General features: G+C 60.7%; 15 protein-coding genes. 9 read left to right on the top strand and 6 right to left on the bottom strand.

What is annotated here, in order from left to right; translation table 11 throughout:
* Positions 1–128: 128 nt before the first annotated feature.
* Positions 129–932 carry an SDR family NAD(P)-dependent oxidoreductase gene (locus tag EGO55_RS06740; RefSeq protein ID WP_021690824.1) on the bottom strand — a complete coding sequence of 268 codons (804 nt, stop codon included), beginning with the start codon at positions 930–932 and terminating at the stop codon, positions 129–131.
* A 147-nt stretch (positions 933–1,079) separates the two neighbouring features.
* Here EGO55_RS06740 and EGO55_RS06735 point away from each other — a divergent pair, with 147 nt between their 5' ends.
* Positions 1,080–1,841 (top strand): SDR family NAD(P)-dependent oxidoreductase, encoded by a 762-nt coding sequence (locus EGO55_RS06735; RefSeq protein WP_021690825.1) that lies wholly within the window; start codon positions 1,080–1,082, stop codon positions 1,839–1,841.
* Positions 1,842–1,911: 70 nt separating this feature from the next.
* Here the strand turns inward: EGO55_RS06735 and EGO55_RS06730 are convergent, their stop codons facing one another.
* Complete coding sequence (locus EGO55_RS06730) at positions 1,912–2,925, bottom strand: NADP-dependent oxidoreductase (RefSeq protein ID WP_021690826.1); 1,014 nt, start codon at positions 2,923–2,925, stop codon at positions 1,912–1,914.
* A 152-nt stretch (positions 2,926–3,077) separates the two neighbouring features.
* Here EGO55_RS06730 and EGO55_RS06725 point away from each other — a divergent pair, with 152 nt between their 5' ends.
* Together EGO55_RS06725 and EGO55_RS06720 are read left to right on the top strand one after the other, a co-directional pair.
* Positions 3,078–5,375 (top strand): TonB-dependent receptor, encoded by a 2,298-nt coding sequence (locus EGO55_RS06725; protein WP_021690827.1) that lies wholly within the window; start codon positions 3,078–3,080, stop codon positions 5,373–5,375.
* 98 nt (positions 5,376–5,473) lie between these two features.
* A complete protein-coding gene (locus EGO55_RS06720; protein WP_021690828.1) occupies positions 5,474–6,238 on the top strand; it encodes an SDR family NAD(P)-dependent oxidoreductase in 765 nt (254 codons plus the stop codon).
* Between the two features lie 18 nt (positions 6,239–6,256).
* On the opposite strand, the gene EGO55_RS06715 is transcribed toward EGO55_RS06720, so the two are convergent.
* Positions 6,257–7,054, bottom strand: a complete 798-nt coding sequence (locus EGO55_RS06715) for a ThuA domain-containing protein (protein WP_021690829.1) — start codon at positions 7,052–7,054, stop codon at positions 6,257–6,259.
* A gap of 205 nt (positions 7,055–7,259) precedes the next feature.
* Here EGO55_RS06715 and EGO55_RS06710 point away from each other — a divergent pair, with 205 nt between their 5' ends.
* Both EGO55_RS06710 and EGO55_RS06705 read left to right on the top strand, forming a co-directional pair.
* A complete protein-coding gene (locus EGO55_RS06710; RefSeq protein WP_021690830.1) occupies positions 7,260–7,610 on the top strand; it encodes a Rieske (2Fe-2S) protein in 351 nt (116 codons plus the stop codon).
* A gap of 79 nt (positions 7,611–7,689) precedes the next feature.
* Positions 7,690–8,118 carry a nuclear transport factor 2 family protein gene (locus EGO55_RS06705; protein ID WP_021690831.1) on the top strand — a complete coding sequence of 143 codons (429 nt, stop codon included), beginning with the start codon at positions 7,690–7,692 and terminating at the stop codon, positions 8,116–8,118.
* A 130-nt stretch (positions 8,119–8,248) separates the two neighbouring features.
* On the opposite strand, the gene EGO55_RS06700 is transcribed toward EGO55_RS06705, so the two are convergent.
* The 3 genes from EGO55_RS06700 to EGO55_RS06690 form a co-directional block, all read right to left on the bottom strand.
* Positions 8,249–9,877, bottom strand: coding sequence for an AMP-binding protein (locus EGO55_RS06700; RefSeq protein ID WP_021690832.1), 1,629 nt, complete (start codon positions 9,875–9,877; stop codon positions 8,249–8,251).
* Positions 9,878–9,994: 117 nt separating this feature from the next.
* Positions 9,995–10,678 carry an SDR family NAD(P)-dependent oxidoreductase gene (locus EGO55_RS06695; protein ID WP_021690833.1) on the bottom strand — a complete coding sequence of 228 codons (684 nt, stop codon included), beginning with the start codon at positions 10,676–10,678 and terminating at the stop codon, positions 9,995–9,997.
* A 212-nt stretch (positions 10,679–10,890) separates the two neighbouring features.
* The gene (locus EGO55_RS06690) at positions 10,891–11,565 is read right to left on the bottom strand and encodes a TetR/AcrR family transcriptional regulator (protein ID WP_021690834.1); all 675 of its coding nucleotides are present in this window, start codon (positions 11,563–11,565) and stop codon (positions 10,891–10,893) included.
* Between the two features lie 183 nt (positions 11,566–11,748).
* Between EGO55_RS06690 and EGO55_RS06685 the strand changes: the two genes are divergently transcribed.
* From EGO55_RS06685 to EGO55_RS06670, 4 genes are all read left to right on the top strand, one after another.
* The gene (locus EGO55_RS06685) at positions 11,749–13,986 is read left to right on the top strand and encodes a TonB-dependent receptor (protein WP_021690835.1); all 2,238 of its coding nucleotides are present in this window, start codon (positions 11,749–11,751) and stop codon (positions 13,984–13,986) included.
* A 71-nt stretch (positions 13,987–14,057) separates the two neighbouring features.
* Positions 14,058–14,804 (top strand): SDR family oxidoreductase, encoded by a 747-nt coding sequence (locus EGO55_RS06680; RefSeq protein WP_021690836.1) that lies wholly within the window; start codon positions 14,058–14,060, stop codon positions 14,802–14,804.
* 51 nt (positions 14,805–14,855) lie between these two features.
* Positions 14,856–15,302 carry a nuclear transport factor 2 family protein gene (locus tag EGO55_RS06675; RefSeq protein WP_021690837.1) on the top strand — a complete coding sequence of 149 codons (447 nt, stop codon included), beginning with the start codon at positions 14,856–14,858 and terminating at the stop codon, positions 15,300–15,302.
* A 17-nt stretch (positions 15,303–15,319) separates the two neighbouring features.
* Positions 15,320–16,663 carry an aromatic ring-hydroxylating oxygenase subunit alpha gene (locus tag EGO55_RS06670; protein ID WP_021690838.1) on the top strand — a complete coding sequence of 448 codons (1,344 nt, stop codon included), beginning with the start codon at positions 15,320–15,322 and terminating at the stop codon, positions 16,661–16,663.
* Positions 16,664–16,864: the final 201 nt, after the last annotated feature.

Here is a 16,864-nt window from a genome sequence, read left to right as displayed (position 1 = left end):
GTCATAAAGCGAATTTGAGCATCGCCACCCGCCGCCGACAAGCTGCGACAGGTGACAGTTTTATCAGCCGGGCGTGGGCCGTGCACAGCCTGTGTCTGTCGCAACGGACGCGGTGTTTGCCATGCGGTTCAGGCGCCGGTTGCCCGGGCGACACTGGCCGCGATCTCGTCGCGGGTGGGGTTGCGGCGCAGCGTAAGCCCCCCGTTAACCTGCAGATTTTCACCTGTCATGAAACATTCGTCACTGGCGAGAAATGCCGCTGCAACCGCGACATCTTCGGACGTGCCGATCCGGCCCAGCGGATAAGCGGCCAGAAACGCGTCGAACAGACCGGGCACTTCCTTGGCCTCGGCATTCATCGGGGTGTCGGTCAGCCCGGGTGAAATGGAATTGGCACGGATTCCCTCGTGGCCGAATTCATGCGCGACGCAGCGGATCACATGATCGGTGCCTGCCTTGGTGCCCATATAGGCGGCATGGTCATTCAGCATGATCGTGGCCGTGGCGGAACTGATCTGGATGATCGAACCGCCCCGGCCGCCGGTGCTGCGCGCCATCTTGCGGATCATCGCCTGGCAGAATTCGAAGGGGCCGACGTATTGCAGCGCTGTGATCGCGACGAGTTCGTCATGCGTGGTTTCGAGGAACGGTTTCAGCAGGCCCCAGCCGGTGGCATTGACCGCGATATCGATCCCGCCGAACCGCTGCATCGCGGTATCGGCCAAAGCGGTGAGACTGGCGGTATCGGTAATATCACACGCGGTCCAGGCGCAGCCCGTTTCCGCAGCGAAAGCTTCCAGCACATCGGCCTTGCGCCCTGCCACCAGAACGCGCGCGCCATCCGCCAGAAAACGGCGTGCGATATATTGGCCCATATTGTCGGGGCTGCTGGCCCCCAATACGATTGCGGTCTTGCCTGCGAGGCCTGCCATGCATCCATCCTTGTCTTGTTTGTCACGGAAGCTAGCATTCCCGTTTACGCGGCTTGCCTGACCAAAAGGGTAGTGGTCCCGCACCAAGGGACAGGCAAATGATCAAGCGGATTGTATTCGATAACTTTTGGGTGAGGAGCGTTCCCCATGGATCTGGGTTTAAAAGGCAAGAAGGTCATCCTGACCGGCGGTAGCCGCGGCATTGGGCGTGAAACTGTCGAATTGTTCGCCGCCGAAGGCGCGGACGTGGCATTCTGTTCGCGCAATGCGGAACAGGTTGCGGAAACCGCAGCGGCCATTGCCCGGCATGGCGGCAAGGTGGTTGGCGAACCGTTCGATATGGAAGCGGGCGCCGACGCTTATCGCGCATGGCTGGCAGCCGCTGCCGAAAAGCTGGGCGGCTGCGATATCTTTGTGCCGATGATTTCCACGTCGGGCGCTGGCGCCACGACCGATTGGCAGAAGACGCTCGACTTCGACATCATGGGTGCTGTGGTTGGGGTGGAAGTGCTCGAACCCCATCTGGAAAAGTCCGGTACGGGATCGATCGTGATCATGGCATCCACCGCCGGGCTCGAAACCTTTATCATGCCGCAGGGCTACAACGCGCTGAAGGGTGCGCTAATCGTCTATGCCAGCCAGATCAGCCAGGCGCTTGGCCCCAAGGGCATTCGCGTCAACACCGTTTCGCCCGGGCCGATCAAGTTCCCCGGCGGCAACTGGGAAGCGATCAAGGCCGCCGCACCCGAACTCTACGATTCGGTTGAATCGCAATTTGCGCTTGGCCGCTGGGGCGGGCCTGAAGAAGTGGCCCGGTCGGTCGTATTCCTGGCCAGCCCGGCATCGTCCTACACCACCGGCACCAATGTCGTGATCGATGGCGGCTATACCAAGCGCGTCCAGTTCTGATTCGCGCAGCCCCGCACAACAAAAAACGGCCGGGCGTTGAACCCGGCCGTTTTTTGTATCCGTTCCGCGCTCAGGCGATCTGCAGCACGAGCTTGCCCGTATTGGCGCCGGTGAACAGCCGCATGAAGGCATCGTAGGTGTTTTCCAGCCCGTGCTGGAGATCCTCGTCCACGCGCAGGCGCCCTTGCGCCATCCATTCCGCCATTACCGCCCCGGCTTCGGCGAAGCGCGGCGCGAAATCCATGATGAGATAGCCGTAGACCGTGGCTTCCTGCGCCAGCACCTGCCACAGGTTGCGAATGCCAATCTTTTCAGGTGCATTGTATTCGCTGATCAGGCCGCACAGTACGATCCGCGCCTTTCTGGCGAGATTGAGCAGTTCGGCATCCATGACATCGCCGCCGACATTCTCGAAAATGATATTCGCACCATCGGGTATGACCGTGCGGATTTCCGCAGCCAGCGCCTCCACCGTTTTGCCCTTGTAATCGATGGCCGCATCGAAACCGTAATCTTCGATCAGGCGGCGGCATTTCTCCGCGCCGCCAGCGATACCGACCGTGCGCAGCCCCGCGATCTTGCCGATCTGCCCGACCACGGAGCCGACCGCACCAGCGGCCCCGGAAACCAGCAGGGTTTCACCCGGCTGGGGTTTGGCGACTTCCAGCAATCCGAAATAGCCGGTGAGGCCGACCGCGCCCATGGCGGAGAGATAGCGTGACGGGGAATCGACGGTGGAAACGTCGATCGGCATGGTGAAGCCACCCGGCGCGGACACGGAATAGTCTTCCAGCGCGTTCATGCCCATGACCCACTGGCCCGGCCGGAAATCGGGATTGTCCGACGCGTAGACCACCCCGACAGTGGTTGCGCGCACCGGTTGGCCCAGCGGGATAGGCGGCATATAGCTGGGCGCATCATCCATCCAGCCGCGCTGCGCCGGGTCGAGCGAGGCGAAGTGATTGCGAATGACAAATCCGCCGGGTGGAGGGGCTGGAATCTCTTCCTGCACAAGATGGAAATCTTCGGGGACAGGTGTTCCGACAGGCCTGCGCGCCAACAGGAATCGACGGTTGTTCTGCATTCTTTGCACTCTCCAGCAATATTGCAATTGCTTGCGCGTTATTTGGCGGGTCGCACCTGTGACTATGGGTAGTTAAATTGGCCCGGCCAATCATCCTATGTTTCCGCCAGTGAAATAACTCGTCTGAAGACGATCAACGGGAGGGGTTTGCGATGTCTGGTCGCGCGCGTCAGAAATTACTGGTTGCCGTATTAACAAGTTCGCTGCTGGGCGGTCTTGGAACGCCGGTTTTTGCTCAAAGCACAGAGGAATCGGCGGAAACGGCCCGGCCGGATGCTATCATCGTCACTGCGCGCCGCCGCAATGAATCGATCCAGACCGCACCTGTCGCCGTGACCGCGCTGCAAGGCGCGCAGCTGGAAGGTGCCGCCGCGCTGACCATCGGCGACTTGCAGGGCGCTGCACCGAACGTCCTGATCACCAGCGGGGGCACGGGGGCCGCTGCCGCCAATATTTCCATCCGCGGCATTGCCTTTGCCGATATCGAAAAATCGTTCGACCCGGCGGTGGGCGTCAATATCGATGGTGTCTATATCGGCACGTCGACGGGCCAGATGCTCGACTTTTTCGATATCGATTCCATCGAAGTTCTGCGCGGGCCGCAGGGCACCCTGTTCGGCCGCAACACGATTGCCGGCGTTATCAATGTCAAGCGGTCCCGGCCGACGCATGAACTCGGCGGCAAGATGGAGCTGGAAATCGGCAGCTATGGCCGTTTCAGCAGCCGCAATGTCGTGAACGTGCCGGTCATTTCCGATGTTCTGGCGGCCAAGCTGTTCTACATGCACACCGAAAACGACGGCTATTATCGTGAAGTGGTCACGGGCAAGCGTCGTGGCGGCACCAATAACGAAAACTTCGGGGTCAGCCTGCTGTTTACGCCTTCCTCGAATTTCGAGGCGCTGATCACGGTCGACAAGCAGGTGCAGGATTTCGATCCGGTCCTTGGCGGTTTGTCGGTCACGGGCGATGCCTTTGCGCCTGCATTGCCACCGATCATGGTTGATCAGGGCAACACCAAGGGCGTTTACAAGGTCGTTGCGCCCGCGCCGGAATACGGCACCTACCGTTCGCCGGGCGTGACGGCGGAATTGAATCTCGATCTGGGCGCGGTGAAGCTGACCTCGGTGACTGCCTATCGCGAAAGCAAGGACCAGATTCAGCAGGATTTCGGCACTGCCGGACTCTATCTCGCCAATCGTGACCAGAAGTATTGGCAGTTCAGCCAGGAACTGCGTGCCAGTGGCCAGATCGGGGATTCCCTCGATTATGTGGCTGGCGTCTATTACTTCAAGAGCCGCTATCATCTGGATCAGTTGACGTCCGTCTTCGGTGCAGCGCCCACCGATCAGAGCACGACCGGCTGGTCGAAATCGCTGGCGGGCTTCATCGATCTCAACTGGGAAGTGTTCGACAAGGTGCGCATTTCCGGCGGTGGGCGTTACACGCATGACGAAAAGGCGCTGCAGACGGACTTTGCCGATCCGGGCAATCTCGCTGCGGGCTTCAGTTCGCCGCGTGTTTCGAACAAGTGGAACAAGTTTACGCCCAAGCTGGGTATCGACTATCGCCCCAACCAGGATCTGATGCTCTATGCCTCGTGGTCGCGCGGGTATCGTTCGGGCGGGTTTAACGGACGTGGGCTGACGCCATTCTCGGCCACGCTGCCCTACGATCCGGAAACGGTGGATGCGTGGGAAATCGGTCTGAAGAGTGAATTCTTCGATCGCATGCTGACGCTGAATCTCGCGGCGTTCTATTCCGATTACAAGGATATCCAGCAGACCAGCACAGTCGCGGTGCCGGGTCTCGCCGTCCCGCAGACCGTGGTGATCAATGCTGCGGCGGCCAAGATCAAGGGCTTCGAGGCAGATTTCACGCTGCGTCCCAGTTCGCAGCTGACAGTGCGTGGTGCCTTCGGTTACACCGATTCCGGGTTCCGCGGCTTCATCGTCAATCAGCCTGTGGCCACAGGGCCGACCACCTCGATCACCCGTGCGTTGGACTATTCGGGCGTGGACATGATCTACGCACCGAAGATCACCGCTTCGATCAACGCCGAATACACCATTCCGCTGGAAGGGGCATTGAACGGGGAAGTGAAGATCAACGCGGGCTACCGTTATCTGTCGCGTTATGATCAGCAGATTTCGGCCGATCCGGCGATCTATACCGAAGCAATCATCGCGCCTGCCGGTGCCACGGTTGTGGTGCCCCGCAACGATCCGCGTCTGCGTTCCGATGCGCAGAATCTGGTCGATGTCTCGGTCTCGTTCATTTTCGATCTCAACGATACGATCAAGACACGCCTGACCGGGTTCGTTCGCAATCTGCTGGACGATCGTGGCACGCAGACGGCGTTCACCGCCTCGGCCTTCCCGGTTTACTGGGGCTTTGCAACGGCTCGTGAACCGCGTGTGTTTGGCGCGCAACTGGGTGTTGAATTCTGATGATACCCAACCGGGTTCAATAACGAATTCCCTGCTGGGGCGCGGATCGGCAAGTCTGCGCCCCTTTTTTATTGGCCCCTTTTGTATTGGAGAGTGGAATGGGACGTCTGGAAGGAAAAGTGGCACTGGTTACTGGCGGTGCATCGGTGCCGGGATTGGGCAGCGCCACGGCGCAGCGTTTTGCCGAGGAAGGGGCCATCGTATTCATCACCGACCGCGATGGTGTGGGCGCGGAAAAAGTGGCGGAAGGTATCCGTACCGCAGGTGGCGCGGCGGAGGCGCTGCCCCACGATGTCACCAGCGAAAGCGATTGGGACCGTGTGATGGCGGCCATCGAAACCGCGCATGGCAGGCTCGACGTGCTGGTCAACAACGCGGGTATTGCCGTTTTGCGGATGCTCGAAGAATTCACCACGGCAGACTGGAAACTGCAGAACAGCGTCAATCTGGACAGCGTGTTCTATGGTACGCAGCGCGCCGTTGCGCTGATGCGCAAGGTGGGGCAGGGCGGTTCGATCATCAACATTTCGTCGGTTGCCGGGCTGTTCGGGGTGCCGGGCTGCGCGGCCTATGCCGCGTCCAAAGGCGGGGTGCGGCTGTTTTCCAAAGTCGTAGCGTTGGAATGCGCCCGCGATCGCATCCGTTCCAACACCGTCCATCCGGGCATGATCCTGACCAATATGCAGGGTGTCGCGCAGGAAGATAACGCCGACAATTTCGATTCCACCATGGCTCTGGTTCCGATGGGCTTCATGGGCGATCCGCTGGATATCGCGAACATGAACCTGTTTCTGGCATCGGATGAAGCCCGTTACATCACCGGGTCGGAATTTGTTGTCGATGGCGGCATGGCTGCACAATAACGCGCAGCCGGCGGGATATCAGCGAGCCGTGACCCAACGGATCGCATTCTCGACCAACCTTCGATAGTGCGGGTCATCGTAAACCGATGGCCCGTCACCCGGTTGGAGATAGACCAGCCGTGAAGCCAGTGCCTGCTTCGCCCACCCGATCACGTTTGAGCCTGCCGGGTGTTCCCATCCTTCATGCGCATACATCTGCCCGGCGACAGCAAGTTCGGCGGACCAGAAGTGATCGCGATCGAAAGGCGCCGACGACCGCAGCAAGGGCGTGCTGTCTTCCGGAAATGTCGGGCACAGATAGAGCTCGTCAGTCAGGGTGAAGCGGGGTGGTAGCCCTTCGGTAACCGGGTGCCCGGGCATCACGGTCAGTTCATGCCGCACATCGTGGCGATAGCCGCTATCGGGCCAGTTCGCCCCGCGCACTTCGCCGGGATGGTAGAGGAACTGCCCGCCCAGCCATTCATGATAGTCCGCCCAGGTCGGCCATCCCGCCAGAGCATGGTGCAGGGCGACCACGCCCGTTCCCTGTTCCAGCAGACGGCGCAGGCCATCGCGCAGTTCCGGTTCCGGTTCGCGATAATGCGGGGCGTTCTGTTCCGCCTCGAAATCGAGACCGGGCATATCGTAGAGAACAAGCGCATCGAACCCGCGCATCCCTTCGGGCGACATCAGGCGGCTGGCGGCAGGTTGGTCCACCATAGTGGCGGATATCCCCTCCATCGCCTGAAACAGCGCGTCAAATGCGGTCCGATCAAAGGGATGGCCCCGCACCGCCACGAGGCACTGGATCGGTGCGCGATGGCGGATGATGGGCATGGACGGTTTCCTTCGATTCAGGCGTGCCCACCGTGGGCCGGGTTCCGGCGGAAAAGGGTGCCGTGGCCGTGTACATCGCAAACCTAGCGAATGGGATAGGGTTATCCTTTTGTCGGGGGACACTTGTGCGATTCCATAGCTATGGAAAAATTCCGCTGTCTTGGCGATAGATACGCAGGCAGGAACATGGGATGCGGATGGGGTTATGAGCGAAGTTTGGCACGGCGTAATTGAAGAGGCTCTCTTTCCGGAAGAGGGCAAGCTGGCGGCCCGGATCGCCGGCTGGTATGTTCTGGTCGCCCGGATCGAGAGCGGCTTTCAGGCTGTGAATGACCGTTGCACGCATCAGGCATCGCTGTTGTCTGGCGGGCGCATCCGGCGCGGTGCGGTGATGTGTCCATTGCATGGCGCACGCTTCGAACTGGCGACGGGCCGGTGCATCGGGTCCCAGTATCGCGATCTGCGCATCTTCCCTTTGCGGATTACCGACGGGATGATCGAAGTGGCGCTGCCCGACACACCGCCGGGCATGGACGAACTGCCGATCAGCACCTGAATCCTCGCACTAGCCATAGGTTCGCATCGGCCGCGTTGGCGGTAGTTTCCTTCGAAAATCAGCGAAGGGAAAGAATGCCATGCCTTTTACCGGCCCATTTGAGGACCGTCTGGCCATCCGCGAGTTGCTTGAAACCTATGCCGATGCCGTAACCCGCAACGATGCGTCTGCCTGGGGGGCAACCTGGGCCGAGGATGGGGAATGGTCCTTGCCCGACTATCCCGAAATCGGGACGACCAAAGGCCGCGACGCCATTGTCGCGATGTGGCTCGAAGCGATGAAGGCCTATCCCGGGATCATGTTCGAGGCATGGCCCGGTTCGATCGAAGTGGAAGGCGATGTCGCCCGCGTTCGCAGTTACACATCGGAAGTCTATGATCAGGACGGCCAGACCAAGCGCGATCGCGGGGTCTATGACGATGTCTGTGTGAAGCGGGATGGAACATGGCAGTTCCGCAGCCGGTCGTTCCGGAACATCCACCGCCAGCACGCCCCCAAGGGGCTCTGACGGACGGGTTTTGCAGCCCACTTCTCTCCTGTAAGGGCTGCAACCAGGCGCCCGGTCCGGATTGTCTCACGGACCGGGCGTTTTTGTTGGCAACGCGTATGCGGGTGTGTGTCTCGCCGCCGGGCCTTGATCAGATGGTGGCCAATTTACTGGCGATATCTTCGCGCAGGCGATCCTTGCGGATTTTGCCGGATGCTGTGCGCGGGAAATCCGCCACGAATTCGAAGCGTTCGGGAATCTTTTGCTTCGCAAGTCCGCTGGCGGCGACATGTGCGGCCAGATCGGCGGCGGCAAGTGATGCCTCGCCCGCGATGATGTAGGCGCAGATGCCTTCGCCCAGCCGTTCGTGCGGCATGGCCACGACGCTGGCCTCGATCACGCCGGGATGCGTGTGCAGGACATCCTCGATTTCCTTGGCGGAGATATTTTCCCCGCCTCGAATGATCAGATCCTTTTTCCGGCCGGTCACCACAATCGCGCCGTCCACCGTGCGGATGCCGAGATCGCCGGTGCGGAAGAAGCCGTCGCTGGTGATCGCTTCGCGGGTTTGCTGCGCATCGGCATAACCCAGCATCATCGCAGGCCCGCGCGCCAGAATCTCCCCCGCCTGCCCGTCGGGCAGATCGTTGTCGTCCGCATCGACGATGCGCACCGCGTAATCGACGATGTGGCCATCGGTGGTGGCGGCGAGGTCTTCGTTATCGGTCCATCCGAAGCTGACCAGCGGCACTTCCGATGCGCCGAACACGCGAAACGGCTGGCAGGCCGCGAACGCTTGCCGGGCGGCCGGGATCAGGTCGTTCGGGACCGCCGCGCCGCCGCAGGCGAAGAAGCGGAAGGAGGGCAGCCGATGGCCCGATGCCCGTGCTGCATCCGCCAGTTCGACAAGGAACGGCGTGGCGGCGACTGTGCCGACCAACTGGTGCCGGTCGATCAGATCGATTGCGTGTTGCGCGTTCCAGCTTTCCATCAGGACGGTACGGGTGCCGCAGACCAGCGGCGCCTCCAGCCCGTTGGCATAGCCCGAGACATGGGTGACGGGAGAGGGCATCAGAGTCGCGTCGCCCGGTGCAAGGCCCCAATATTCTGCCGATTTTCGGAGGATATGGGACAAGGTGACGTGGCTGTGCAGCACCCCTTTGGGGCGGCCTGTGGTGCCCGAGGTATAGAGCACCATCTTGACGCCCAGCGGATCGACTGCCGGTCGGGTGAAGGGTTTGCCTCTGCCTTCCTCCAGAAGGGTGGCATAATCATCCCCGCCGGTCCCGCGTACGGTGAAGACGTGGGCCAGTTCCGGCAAGGAGGGCCTGATACGCGTGGCCATGGCGGCAAAATCGTAATTGCGGAATTCCGCAGCCACGAAGAATGCGCGCGCGGCACAATCTTCGAGCATCAGGGTCACTTCGCGGTCGCGGTAGATCGGCACGATCGGGTTGACGACGAAGCCCGACAGCGCCGCCGCCAGATTGAGCACGGCTGCTTCGCGCCAGTTGGGAATCTGGAAGCCGATGACATCGCCCTGCCGCAGCCCACGGGCGTGGAGCGCCGCCGAAAGCGCTTGCGCATCGGCCAGCAACTGCGCGCGGGTCATATGCGTATCGCCTTCGATGAAGGCGACGAATTCCGGGTCCTCTGCGGTCAGTGCGATGGCCTGTTCGGCGATGGTGCGTTTGTCCCACACGCCCGCATCGGCAAAGGCCTGCTGGTGCGGGGCGGGGGTTTCAAGCCAGGCCCATGGCGGAGATGATCTTTGCTGCATGGCTGTCCGATTGCATCCTGACGCGGGTCTGGCCAACTGGTGAAAGGGCAAGGTACCTGCCGGTTGATGGGGCACCGGGCGGGTCCCTATGATCCGAACCCGCCCCTGATCGCTGTTTTACCAGGGGTGTTCTTCGCCGTTCCACTTGTAGAAGTCGCCCGACTTTTCGATCGTCCAGCCCTGGGTCAGTTTGACGATGGCGGCGGCGCTTTCTTCCGGTGTGATATCGGCATCGGGCCCGCCCATGTCGGTCTGTACGTAGCCGGGATGAATGATTCCGATAATGATGCCACGATCCTTCAGATCGATAGCGACCGAACGCATCAGGCGGTTCAGGCCGGACTTCGCGGCGACGTAGCCATAGAACCCGCCGTAGGGCCACGGCGAAGCCGCGAGCTGGCTGGAGAAGTTGATCACTTTCGACCCGGCCGTGAGGCGCGGCAGAAAGGCGCGCAGAACGCGCAGCGGGCCCTTGAGCATGATTTCGATGGCATCGTCGAACTGGTCCCAGTCACCGGGTTCCAGCGCGGGTTCGACTTTGCCCATGATGCCAGCCACGTTGTAGAGAATATCGACCGGATCGTTGCCCGTTTGCGCAGCAGCAGCGGCGACCGAGGCATCGGATGCAACGTCCACGGCATGAATGTGCAATTGCCCGCTGGACCCGGCGCCAAGCGCGGCAAGCCCGGACGATGATGGATCGCGCACCATGGCATGCACCTGATCGCCCAGCGCGAGGTGGGCCTTGACCAGTTCGAGGCCGATTCCCCGGGACGCCCCGGAGACGATCACATTAGCCATCCTCTATCCTTCCTTCATTCTTGTTGTTCGAAAATAGCATACGAAATCAGCGCCGGATGCGGAACGGGTGCAAAACTGCCCGGCGGCCCGGTGGAATTCGATGCCCGTGTCGCAGCCGCATGGCCGCACCCCGGACGTTTGCCGCACTGTGCCTCCCGCAGCCGGGTGGCAAAACTATCATTTATTCCAGATCGCTACGGCCCGTGCGAAGATCAGCCTATTTCGCCGCGAAACACCATGTCCACGACGCTGACGATCACATGACGCACCGCATTATGCCGGTCTTCCCCGATGACCGGCGAATTCAGCAGCAGCCCCAGATGGGCGGCCTGGGCAAAGTCGCTTGCCAGCTTCATCTTGTGAATGCGGTCGCCCCACTGGGGAAAGGCTTCGGTCATTTCCTGCGTCCAGATTTCATCGAATCGCCGGACAGCGGGCAGGAGCACCTGTTCCAGTTCCGTATCGCTGCGCGCAGCCATGGACAGTTCGAGATAGGCGGTGAATTCCCTGCGTTGCAACGTGCGCCAGTAGAGTTCGGTGGCCTGTTCGAGAGAGAACGATCCCGTGTCGCGTTCCAGCAGTCGCGGATATTCTTCAAGAAAATGCCGCATGCGGCGGTAGAGAACATATTCGACCAGCCCGGCAACCAGTTCCAGCCGGTTGGTATAGTGATGGTGCATGGCGCCGCGCGATACGTTGGCGCGCTTGGTCACTTCGATCGTCGTCAGGCCGGTGTATCCGGACGTCACCAGACAGTCGACAGCGGCTTCCAGAATGGCCTCGCGAGTCATCGAGCTTTTGCGCTGTTGCCAGCGGGTTTCATCGCTCGGGTCACCGCCGGGGCGGATCATATCGAGCACTTTCTTGTTCCTCGGCGAAGTCACCATGATTTGCCCCCCATTGCAAATTGGCCACAGAAATACCGGCAGTGCGATCGACTAACCAAAGTCTCAGTATCCAATTTTCGTTCCCTCCGCCACCAAAAACCGGCAGATCGTCCGGTTATTTAACCGGCGGCGCGCTTCTGATTCAAAGGGGGTGTGTCGAGTGACTAAACGGGAGGAGATCGCATGAGGACTCAATTCAAATTGCTGTTTGCGGGACTGTCTGTTGTTGCACTGGCTGCCGGGCAGGCCCAGGCGCAGGAAGCCCCTGCCGAACCGGAAGCGGCGCGCTCGGGTGGCATTGGCGAGATCGTCGTTACCGCTCAGAAAAAGGCGGAAAATCTTCAGACGGTTCCGATCGCTGTGACCGCGCTCAATTCCGCGGCGCTTGATCGCACGATTTCGCCCGATCTCAAGGCGCTGAACGGTTCGGTTCCCAGCCTCGTTGTCACGAGCGTGGTGAACTCGGGCCTGGTGGCTGCCGTGTCCATTCGCGGAATCGGCGTGCAGGAAGCAGACGGCTTCCTCGATCCTGCCGTCGGCACGGTGGTTGACGGCGTCTATCAGGGCAGCAACACCACGGCGCTGCTTGACCTGTTCGATATCGAACAGATCGAAGTTCTGCGTGGCCCACAGGGTACGATTTTCGGTGCGAACACCATCGGCGGGGTGATCAACGTCACCACCAAGAAGCCGGATGTCGACGACTTTGCCGTTGCCGGCAAAGTGACCGTCGGCAACTACGGGCGTGCTGATGCGATGGCGGCGGTCAACGTGCCGCTGATCGAAGGCGCGCTGGGCATGCGCCTCACCGCCATGCACAAGGGCGTCGATGGCTTCTATCGCAGCACGGCCGATGGCCGCCGTCTGGGCGGGCAAAATGTGAATGCCGGCCGTCTGGCCTTCCGCTATGAAAGTGGCGATTTCGATGCCACGCTGACCACCGAACTGGCCCGTGGCCGCAATGACGGTCCGGTCGTGGTGAATTACAGCACGCCGGGCATTGTCAGCACGGACCCCGACGTTCCGAGCATTCCGGGCATGCCGACATATGTCGAAGGGGAATCCCATTCCCTGAACGATCCGATCAGCTTCCGGGTTGGCGGCAAGAAGGGCTATTCGGACTTCAACGTGTTCGGCACGACGCTGGCGATGAACTACGACGCGGGTCCGGTGCAGCTGACCTCGATCACGAACTATCGCAAGTTCAAGCTGGATGAATACACCGATCAGGATGGCACCACGCAGGAAATCTTCGATACCCGCCGCGTGACGAAGAACTGGCAGTTCTCGCAGGAACTGCGCGGGACGGTTAATCCGACCGACAACACCGAACTGCTGTTTGGCGCGTACTACCTGACGAAGAACTACAAGCTCGATCAGGACGGCATGTATCTTTTCGCGGGCGATTATCGCGGGCTCTTGCTGAACGATCAGGATGACAAATCCATTGCACTGTTCGCGCAGGGTTACATCAATGTCACCGATGCGCTGAAACTGACGGCGGGTGTGCGCTGGACCGATCAGAAGAAGACCATGGCGATTGCCAATCGCTCGTACATTTTCGGTGATTATACCGGCCCGTGGGTGCCGCAAAAGGCATCGGCAAGCTGGAGCCACTGGGGCTGGCGCCTCGGCCTCGATTACCGGATCACCAACGATCACTTCTTCTATGTCAGCTATGTCCGTGGCGCCCACTCGGGCGGGTTCTCGGGCCGGACCGTGGTGCTCGAACCCTATGGCCCGGAAAAGGTCGACACGATCGAGGCGGGCATCAAGACCAGCTGGTTCGATCGCCGCCTGCAGTTCAACCTGTCGGCCTTCACCACGACCTATAATGACCTGCAGGTCGATACGCTCAGCTATCTCGATAACGTCTCGATTTCGACGATCGTCAACGCGGGCAAGGCCAAGATCGACGGTATCGAAGCGGAACTCACGCTGGTTCCAATCGATGGTCTGACACTCTCGGGCAACCTCAGCTATCTGGATGCGCGCTACAAGGAATTCATGTGCGACGCGGATGGCCAGGCTGCGCTGCCGGAAGACTTCGTCGATTGTACCCATCTGAAGCTGCGCAATGCGCCCAAGCTGCAGACCGGTGCCCGCGCGACCTACGAATTTGCGCTGGCCGGCGGCAAGGCGACGCTGTTCGGTGGCTGGAGCCACACCAGCGTGCGCCACACCGACACGCGTAACGCGCTGGTCGGGCGCGTGCCCAAGCTGGATCTGTTCGATGCCAGTGTGAAGTGGGAACCGGAAGACGGACGCTGGAACGTCTCTCTGTGGGGCAAGAACCTCTCCAACGAGAAGTATCGTGCCTCGGGCTACTTCGCCGCGCAGGCGGGTACGGCCGGTTTCGAGAATTTCGTCGTGCTCGGCGCACCGCGTGAATGGGGTGTGACGTTCGGCTTCGAATTCTGACCAGAACATGCGCACCGGGGTGACCCGCCCCGGTGCGTATCCGTTGTCCCTTGGGAGAGAAAGGACATCGTATGGGCAAGTTGAATGGACGTGTGGCCCTGATAACAGGCGGGGCGTCGGGCCTCGGCGCGGAAGATGCCCGCGTGCTGGCGCGTGAAGGCGCGCAGGTGGTGATTACCGACGTGCAGGACGAAGCCGGTGCGCGGCTGGCTGCGGAAATCCCCGGCTGTGTTTATCTGCATCACGATGTGCGCGATGAAGCGCGCTGGCACGAAGTGGTTGCGGAAGTGATCGCCCGGTTCGGACGGCTCGATATTCTCGTCAACAATGCCGGGCTGGTGCGTTTTTCGACTGTGGAAGAACAGCCTTTCGCCGATTTCCGGTTACAGATCGATGTCATGCTGAACGGCACATTTCTCGGCTGTCAGGCGGCCATCCCGCATATGTCGCGCGATGGCAGCGGGTCGATCATCAACATTGCATCGGTTGCGGCCTTCAAGGGCATCAGCGCCATTCCCGGTTATAGCGCGGCCAAGGCGGGGATTGTCGGGCTGACCCGATCGGTCGCAGTCCATTGCCGTGAACAGGGTTACCGGATCCGCGTCAACGCATTGGCGCCGGGGGGCATTGCCACCCCGATGACGGCCCAGGCGGTGAGCGAACTGCCCGAAGGCAATGCCGGTCTCGACCAGGCAACCAATTTCGGCATGGGCGAACCGCACGATGTGGCCAACATGGTGCTCTACCTTGCCTGTGACGATGGCAAGCACATCACCGGAACCACCATCACCATCGACAATGGCGAAACCATGGCATGACCCGCTCCGGCGTGATCGTGCGAGATATCTGAAGCGAACGAGGAACAGAATATGACACAGATGCCACAGGAAGTCCGCCAGGCGCTGCAAGATGTGATGACCGACTACTGCTATGCGGTCGATGGTCTTCAGGATGTCGAACCGTTGCTGGCATTGTTCACGGAGGATGCGGTTGCCGATCTCACCGCGATCGGGCTGCCCTTGATGGAAGGCAAACCCGCGATCCGAAAATTCTTCGATGCCGTGTTCGCCGATATGAGCCATCACTTTCACATGATCTCCAACTTCCGCCCGCAGAGCTGGGACGGGGAAGCGGGCGCGATGACGGCCTATGTCGTAGGCATGGGCCGTGCGAACGATGGCAACACGGTCACGGTGCAGGTGCATTACCGCATGGAATGCGTGCAGCAGGCGGGTGTGTGGAAGTGCCGCCACTATACCATCACCCCGATGATGCCGATGCCGGGGTCGCTTGAAGAAATTCACGGCGAACATTGATCGCGGGAGACAGAACCATGGCGACAACATTTGCAACGCCCGCCGGCAAGGCTGGCTATCCCACCCATCCCGATGCGGAAACCCCGCGCGCGCGCGGTGACCGGATCACTGGCGACCGGTACTGGAGCAAGGATTTCGCAGACCGCGAATGGGAACATATGTGGAAGAAGGTCTGGCACGTGGGTGGCCGGACCAGCCAGCTTGAAGAGCCGGGCGATTTCATCACGCATGAATTCCGTCATGAATCGATCCTGATGGTCAAACAGCAGGACGGGTCGATCCGCGCGTTCTTCAACGTGTGCCAGCATCGTGGCAATCGTCTGGTGAATACCGCAGAAGGCGGCGTGGCGACCCACTTCACCTGCCCTTATCACAACTGGAAATACAGCCTTGAAGGGCAGTTGGATGCCGTGCAGGATCCTGAGGATTTCGACGTCAATCCGTGCGGCAAGCTGGCGCTGAAGGAAGTCAGCTGCGACACCTGGGGTGGCTTCATCTTCTTCAGCTTCGATCCCGATGCGAAGCCGTTGCTCGAATTCCTCGACCCTATTCCGACGCTTCTGGCCAATCGGGATCTGGAAAACTGGACGCGGGTCGTGTGGCGGCGCCTGCGGGTCAACACCAACTGGAAATTCGCTTCGGACAACTTCAACGAAGCCTATCACATTCCTGCCGTGCACCCGCAGTTCGAACCGATGATCGATGATCACTATTCTACCACGGTGTTCGAAATGTACCCCAACGGGCACAACCGGATGATTGAGAAGCTGCAGCCGTCATCGCGTTATCCCGATGCGCAGCAGGTCAAACCATTGTGGGCCGAAGTCCTGTCCGAATGGGATCTCGATCCCGCCGATTTCGAAGGGCGGGCACAGGATGGACGCGTGGCCTTGCAGGAAGCGCGCCGGCGGCTTGGCCCCGAACGCGGCTATCACTATTTCGCGGACCTTACCGATGATGAACTGACCGATCAGATCCATCACACCGTGTTCCCGAACCTGACGCTGACAGGCACGGGTGAAGGGCTGCACGTGTTCCGTACCGAACCCGATGCGGACGATCCGAACTGGTCCACGTTCGATTACTGGTATCTGGCCGCACCCGTGGAAGGGCAGGCCGAAGTCGGCACGCTCTATGGCATGCGCCCCTATCGCGAAGCGGAATTCGAAGATGCCGATTTCAGCGATTACAAGACCACCATCGCACAAGGCGATTTCCTCGAACAGGATCTCTCGCTCGCGGTGACCCAGCAGCAGGGCCTGCGTTCGATGGCGTTCGAAGGGGCGCATCTTTCCAGGCAGGAAACGCGCGTTGCCCGTTTCCACGAGGTCATCAACGATTACCTCGAAGGCCGCCGCTGAATGCTTTGCGTCCTTCCCTCTGACAGCAGGGAAGGGAAATACCGATGCCCTTTGGGGGCCGTTGCCGCGGCGCATCGCCAACGGCAGCGGCCCCTTTTTCTGCTCTATCCGGTTTGCGGGCAGGACAATCCGTGATCGAAACCTATGCTTTCGGCAAGGTGACGAGGACGGGTATAGGAGGGCAGAACCGGGGCAAGAATG

It is taken from the genome of Caenibius tardaugens NBRC 16725 (assembly GCF_003860345.1).
GTDB lineage: Bacteria > Pseudomonadota > Alphaproteobacteria > Sphingomonadales > Sphingomonadaceae > Caenibius > Caenibius tardaugens.
This window is presented reverse-complemented; position numbering and strand designations above follow the sequence as displayed.